Source organism: Mesorhizobium sp. M7A.F.Ca.US.005.03.2.1, assembly GCF_003997795.1.
GTDB classification, from domain to species: Bacteria; Pseudomonadota; Alphaproteobacteria; order Rhizobiales; family Rhizobiaceae; genus Mesorhizobium; species Mesorhizobium ciceri.
The window spans coordinates 1-6,543 of the sequence record NZ_RZRP01000318.1 but is presented as its reverse complement, the minus strand read 5'-3'; the positions used below and the strand labels follow the sequence as shown (position 1 = coordinate 6,543).

The window sequence follows — 6,543 nt, the reverse complement described above, 5'->3', positions numbered from 1 at the left end:
CGCCTGCTCGATCGGCGGCAATGTCGCGGAGAATTCCGGCGGCGTGCACTGCCTGAAATACGGCCTCACAGCCAACAATGTGCTCGGCATCGAGATGGTGCTGATGAATGGCGAGGTGGTGCGGCTGGGCGGCAGTCACCTCGATGCGGAAGGCTACGACCTGCTCGGCGTCATGACCGGGTCCGAAGGGCTGCTCGGCGTCGTCACCGAGGTCACCGTGCGCATCCTGAAGAAGCCGGAGACGGCACGTGCACTGCTGATCGGCTTCCCGACCAGCGAGCAGGGCGGCCAGTGCGTTGCCGACATCATCGGCGCCGGCATCATCCCGGGCGGCATGGAGATGATGGACCGGCCGGCGATCCATGCGGCGGAAGATTTCGTTCATGCCGGCTATCCCCTTGATGTCGAGGCGCTGCTGATCGTCGAGCTCGACGGGCCGGGCGTCGAGGTCGATCATCTGATCGGCCTTGTCGAGGCGATCGCCTACAAGAACGGCTCGACCACCTGCCGCATTTCGCAGTCCGAACAGGAACGGCTGAGCTTCTGGGCCGGCCGCAAGGCGGCGTTTCCGGCCGTCGGCCGCATCTCGCCCGACTACTACTGCATGGACGGCACCATCCCGCGCAAGGAGCTGCCGCGCGTGCTCGCCGGCATGCGCGAGCTGTCGGAAAAATACGGTCTCGGCGTCGCCAATGTCTTTCATGCCGGTGACGGCAATCTGCATCCGCTGATCCTCTACGATGCCAACGTACCGGGCGAACTCGACAAGGCCGAAAGCTTCGGCGCCGATATATTGCGGCTCTGCGTCAAGGTCGGCGGCGTCTTGACCGGCGAACACGGTGTGGGCGTGGAAAAACGCGATCTAATGCCGGAGATGTTCACCCAGATCGATCTCGACCAGCAGATGCGCGTCAAATGCGCCTTCGATCCCAACCATCTGCTCAACCCGGGAAAAGTATTTCCGCAGCTGCGGCGATGCGCCGAGCTTGGGCGGATGCATGTGCACCGCGGGCAGGTGGCGTTTCCGGACATTCCGAGGTTTTGAGGGTGATGACGGCGCGTGAACACCCCCCTCTGTCCTGCCGGACATCTCCCCCTCAAGGGGGAAGATTGGCAGTTTCGACGCCTTGCCCTTCCGTCATCATTGAAGATTGGCGAAGCCATATGCGACATCTGATCTCCCCCCTTGAGGGGGAGATGTCCGGCAGGACAGAGGGGGGCGCCAGGGAACTCGGCATATCCGAACTCGCATCTGGCGCGGTCTCTTCATGACCACCTTCACCCCGACCACCCCATCCGAAGTCCTGTCCACCGTCGCCTGGGCTGTAGCGGAAGGCTCGCCGCTGGAAATCCTTGGCCATGGCTCCAAGCGTGGCATCGGCCGGCCGCTGCAAACCGAACACACGCTCGACCTGTCGAAATTATCTGACGTCACGCTCTATGAACCGGCTGAACTGGTGCTGTCGGCCAAGGCAGGCACACCGTTGGCCGGGATCGAGAAACTGCTGGCGGAAGACGGCCAGCAGCTCGCTTTCGAGCCGATGGATTACGGCCCGCTGCTTGGTGGCGAACCGGGCAAAGGCACGTTCGGCGGTGTGCTCGGCGCTAACCTCTCCGGTCCGCGCCGGCTCAAGGCGGGGGCCGCGCGCGACCATGTCCTGGGCATCAATGTGGTGTCCGGTCGTGGCGAGGCCTTCAAGTCGGGCGGTCGCGTGGTCAAGAACGTCACCGGCTATGACATGTCGAAGCTGATGGCCAACAGCTGGGGCACGCTGGCCGTCTTCACCGACGTCACCTTCAAGGTGCTGCCGGCAGCCGAGACCGAAGTCACGCTCGCCATCCGTAGCCTGCTCGACGATGCCGCGGCCGCCGCCATGGCCCTGGCGCTTGGCTCGAGTGCTGAAGTGTCGAGTGCCGCCCACCTGCCGGAGCGGATCGCCGCGCGCGTCGCCAGCGGCAGTCTCGGCAGCGAGGCCGCCACGCTGCTGCGCGTCGAGGGTTTCGGCCCGTCGGTCGCCTACCGCATCGCCGCGCTGAAAACGCTGCTCGGCAATGCCGGCCCGCTGGAGGAGATTGGCGGCGAGGTTTCACGGCTGATCTGGCGCGACGTTCGCGATTGCAGGCCTTTCGCCGACGGCAGCGAGAAGCCGGTCTGGCGCATCTCGATGACGCCTTCTCAAAGCCACCAGATGGTCCTGACGCTGCGCATGCAGGCCGCCGTCAGCGCCTTTTATGACTGGCAGGGCGGACTGGTTTGGCTGCGCATGGAACAGGGCGATCCGGAAGCCGCTCTGCTGCGCGGGCTGTTGAGGAAACATGGCGGCGGCCATGCGACGCTGGTGCGCGCCGCACCCTCGCATCGCGCCGCTCTACCGGTGTTCGAGCCGCAGCCGCCCGCTCTTGCTGCACTATCGGTCCGCCTGAAACAGGAATTTGACCCCAAGAATATCTTCAATCCCGGCCGCATGGCCTAGGACATCAGCGATGCAGACCAATTTTTCGCTTGCCCAGCTTGCCGATCCGCATGTCGCGGAATCGGAAAAGATCCTGCGCAAATGCGTGCATTGCGGCTTCTGCACCGCGACGTGCCCGACCTATGTGACACTCGGCAACGAGCTCGATTCACCGCGCGGGCGCATCTATCTGATCAAGGACATGCTGGAAAACGGCCGTCCGGCCGACAAGCAGATCGTCACCCATATCGATCGCTGCCTGTCGTGCCTTGCCTGCATGACCACCTGCCCGTCGGGCGTCAACTACATGCATCTGGTCGACCATGCCCGCGCCCATATCCAGGAGACCTACAAGCGGCCACTGCTCGACCGCCTGACCCGCGCCATGCTGGCCTTCGTGCTGCCCTATCCCCAGCGCTTTCGCGCCGCGCTCAAGCTAGCGAAGCTGGGCAAACCGTTCATCGGCCTGTTCGACAAGGTTCCGGCGCTGAAGCCGCTCAGTGCGATGCTCAAGCTCGCGCCGGCGTCGATCCCGGCAGCGTCGCCGATGGGCTCGCCGGGCATCCATGCCGGGCAGGGGACCAAAAGGGGCCGCGTCACCATCCTCACCGGCTGCGCGCAATCGGTGCTCGATCCCGCCATCAACGAGGCGACGATTTCGCTGCTGACACGGCTCGGCGTCGAGGTCTTGGTGCCGCCGGGCGAAGGCTGTTGCGGTGCGCTGGTCCATCATATGGGGCGCGAACAGGCCGCGCTTGCCTCGGCGAGGCAAAATGTCGACGCCTGGACACGCGCCCTCGACCAGGGCGGGCTCGATGCCATCGTCATCACCGCCTCGGGCTGCGGCACGACGATCAAGGACTACGGTTTCATGCTGCGGCTCGACCCGGCCTATGCCGACAAGGCCGCGCGCGTCTCGGCACTGGCCAAGGACGTTACCGAATATCTCTCGACCCTCCACCTGCCCGAACCGGTTCGCAAGTCGGGCACTGTCGTTGCCTATCACTCGGCCTGCTCGATGCAGCACGGCCAGAAGATCACCCGCCAGCCGAAAGAACTGCTGGCCAAGGCCGGCTTCATCGTGCGCGAGCCGCGCGAAGGGCATCTCTGCTGCGGCTCTGCCGGCACCTACAACATCCTGCAGCCCGAGATCTCGGCCAAACTGCGCGACCGCAAGGTGAAAAACATCGAGGCGACGGGGGCCTCGATCGTCGCCACCGGCAACATCGGCTGCATCACGCAAATTGCTTCCGCCGCGAAGATGCCGGTGGTGCACACGATCAAGCTGCTCGACTGGGCTTATGGCGGGCCGAGGCCGGAAGGTGTTCTGGAAGAGACCCTGATCGCGGCGGAATAGGACGACCTTGGCGGGCGCTTACTCCGCCGCGAGCCTGTCCGCCGTGCCGTAAGTCGCCTCGTAGAGCGCGCGCTGGCGGCTGAGCGCGACCATGGTGTTGCGCAGCAGGATGGCGACCGTGATCGGACCGACGCCGCCCGGCACCGGGGTGATCCAGGAGGCGACCTCGCGCACGCTTTCAGTGTCGACGTCGCCGACGATGCGGCTGGAGCCGTCGGGGGCGATTTCGGAATTGATGCCGATGTCGATGACGGCAGCGCCCGGCTTGACCATGTCGGCCTTGATCAGCCGCGGCTTGCCGACGGCGACGAACAGCGCATCGGCACGCCGCGCATGGGCGGCGACCGATCGCGTCATGTGATGGCAGACCGTCACCGTCGCGCCCTCGCTCATCAACAGGAAGGCGATCGGCTTGCCGACGATTTCCGAATGGCCGACGATGACGACTTCCAGTCCCTTGAGGTCGAGGCCGGTTTCCTTCAGCAGCTCGACCGAGGCGGCCGCCGTGCAAGGCGCGAGATCGAGCTGGTTGTAGACGATGTTGCCGATTGAGGCCGGATGCATGCCTTCGACATCCTTCAGCGGATGCACCGCCGCTTGCAGCGTCTTGATGGGGATATGCGCTGGCACGGGCCGCTGGATGATGATGCCGGTAACGCGCGGATCGGCATTCAGGCCGTGGATCGCAGCTTCCAACTCGCCTGCTGTGATGGTGGCGGGAAAGCGCCGTTCCTCGAAATCGATGCCGGCGAGCTCAGCCTTGGCGCGCTGGTTGCGCACATAGACGTCCACCGCATCGGTGTCGCCGACGGTGATCGAGATCAGCTTGGGCGGAAAACCCTCGGCTTTGGCGATCGCTGCGTCCTCGGCAACGGCGGCGATGATGCGCTGGGCGACCGGGCCGCCCTTGAGATAACGGCTGTCTTCGGACAGAGGCATGGGTGAACTCTTTTGTGGAACTTGCCACCCAGATAGCAAAAGAATGCGGCAAAGGGCAGCATGAAAGCGAACCGCTATGCCCGTTGCGCGACGCGTGGGTGACCTTTTGCCCTCGATTTCTGCTCAAAACGGAAAGGGCAGCGCGGTTTCCCGTGCTGCCCTTCCTGACCGGCCGCATCCCCATACGGCCCGTCCCCCGTATCCCTAAACTGGCCTCGAAAAGCGGACTGCTTTGCCGGCCAGGTGATTCGCAAGGACTATTATATCACCTCGACCGTGGTTCCGACATTGACCCGCTCATAGAGATCGACGACGTCCTCGTTGCGCATGCGGATGCAGCCCGATGACACCGCGCCGCCGATCGTCCACGGCTGGTTGGTGCCATGGATGCGGTATTCGGTGGTGCCGAGGTAGAGCGCACGGGCACCAAGCGGGTTCTCCATGCCGCCGGCAAGATAGGTCGGCAAATAGCGGCCCTTGGCGGCTTCGCGCTTGATCATCTGCGCCGGCGGGCGCCAGTCCGGCCACTCGCGCTTGTTGGTGATCTTGTGCGTACCCGACCATTCGAAGCCCGGCTTGCCGGTGCCGACGCCATAGCGCCTTGCCTTGCCGTTCTTCTCGACCAGGAAGAGGAAATTCTGCGTGGTGTCGATGACGATCGTGCCCGGCTTCTGGCCTCCGTCATAGTCGACTTCCTGCGGCAGGTAGATCGGGTTGATCTGAGGACGCGCGACCATGCGCTTGGCCGGCGGCTGCACCGCCGCCGTCTGCACCCGGTCGGGCTGCGCCGGGCGCAGGCGTCGCTGCTGCTGCACCACCTGCCGGTTCTGGCGCACGATGCCGGGCGCATGGCCAAGCTGCAGCACCCAGGGTGCGGAAAGGTCGGGGCTCACCATCACCGGCGGCCTGTCGGCATAGCGGTCGCCGGCGATTGAGGGTGTGACGCCGGCGGCAAACACAGCCACGGCGCCGAGCACGGGAAACAACACTGTCTTCATCGTAACGCACCTTGATCGTCTGATACAAACGGGTGGAAACGTCCTCCCGGTTCGGCGATCATTGGCGCGCAAGCAGCAACCGAAACATGAATCGGAATGCGTAAAATGCGGCTTTGTCAGTAAACCTTTTGGTGTGGTTACCGCCGGGTTCAGGAATCTGGTAAAGCCGCAGTAAATGCCGCGCAAAAGCGCGTTAACGAACGGATTTTGGCCTATGGACAAGGAAAACACCGGCCTGCTCGCTGGCCCCGACGGTGTCGCGCGCTGCTTCTGGCACGGCAATCTGCCCGACTATCTGCACTACCACGATCATGAATGGGGCCGGCCTGTGGCCGACGACCGCAGGCTGTTCGAAAAGATCTGCCTGGAAGGCTTTCAGTCGGGCCTGTCGTGGCTGACCATACTGCGCAAGCGGGAGAATTTTCGCGAAGCCTTCGCCAATTTCGAATTCGACAAGGTAGCAAGCTTCACCGACAAGGATGTCGAGCGCCTGCTCGGCAATGCCGGCATCATCCGCCATCGCGGCAAGATCGTCTCGACCATCAACAACGCCAGGCGCGCCCGCGAAATGGTGGACGAATTCGGCTCACTGGCCGCCTGGTTCTGGAAGTTCGAACCCGGCAAGGACGAGCGGCCGCAAATCGTCGACCTCGCCCATCTGCGCGCGAACCCGACAACGGCCGTCTCGGTGCGGATCTCGAAGGAGCTGAAGAAGCGCGGCTGGAGCTTTGTCGGCCCGACCACGGTCTACGCTTTCATGCAGGCCATGGGCCTGGTCAACGACCACCTCGAGGGC

Annotated in this window: 6 protein-coding genes; 4 read left to right on the top strand and 2 right to left on the bottom strand. The window is 64.1% G+C overall.

What is annotated here, in order from left to right:
• The 3 genes from EN991_RS18490 to glcF all read left to right on the top strand — a co-directional run.
• Window positions 1–1,045, top strand: a 1,045-nt coding sequence (locus EN991_RS18490) for an FAD-linked oxidase C-terminal domain-containing protein (RefSeq protein ID WP_127369273.1), incomplete at its 5' end; no start/stop codon positions are given.
• Between the two features lie 223 nt (window positions 1,046–1,268).
• Window positions 1,269–2,474, top strand: coding sequence for an FAD-binding protein (locus EN991_RS18480; protein WP_127369272.1), 1,206 nt, complete (start codon window positions 1,269–1,271; stop codon window positions 2,472–2,474).
• A gap of 10 nt (window positions 2,475–2,484) precedes the next feature.
• Complete coding sequence (glcF, locus tag EN991_RS18475) at window positions 2,485–3,810, top strand: glycolate oxidase subunit GlcF (RefSeq protein ID WP_127369271.1); 1,326 nt, start codon at window positions 2,485–2,487, stop codon at window positions 3,808–3,810.
• Window positions 3,811–3,828: 18 nt separating this feature from the next.
• On the opposite strand, the gene EN991_RS18470 is transcribed toward glcF, so the two are convergent.
• Both EN991_RS18470 and EN991_RS18465 read right to left on the bottom strand, forming a co-directional pair.
• A complete protein-coding gene (locus EN991_RS18470; protein ID WP_027160988.1) occupies window positions 3,829–4,749 on the bottom strand; it encodes a bifunctional 5,10-methylenetetrahydrofolate dehydrogenase/5,10-methenyltetrahydrofolate cyclohydrolase in 921 nt (306 codons plus the stop codon).
• A gap of 260 nt (window positions 4,750–5,009) precedes the next feature.
• Entirely contained in the window at window positions 5,010–5,747 is a 738-nt protein-coding gene (locus EN991_RS18465) for a L,D-transpeptidase (protein WP_013530354.1), read from the bottom strand.
• Window positions 5,748–5,961: 214 nt separating this feature from the next.
• On the opposite strand from EN991_RS18465, the gene EN991_RS18460 reads away from it, so the two are divergent.
• A partial coding sequence (locus tag EN991_RS18460; RefSeq protein ID WP_164769178.1) for a DNA-3-methyladenine glycosylase I occupies window positions 5,962–6,543 on the top strand: 582 nt, incomplete at its 3' end.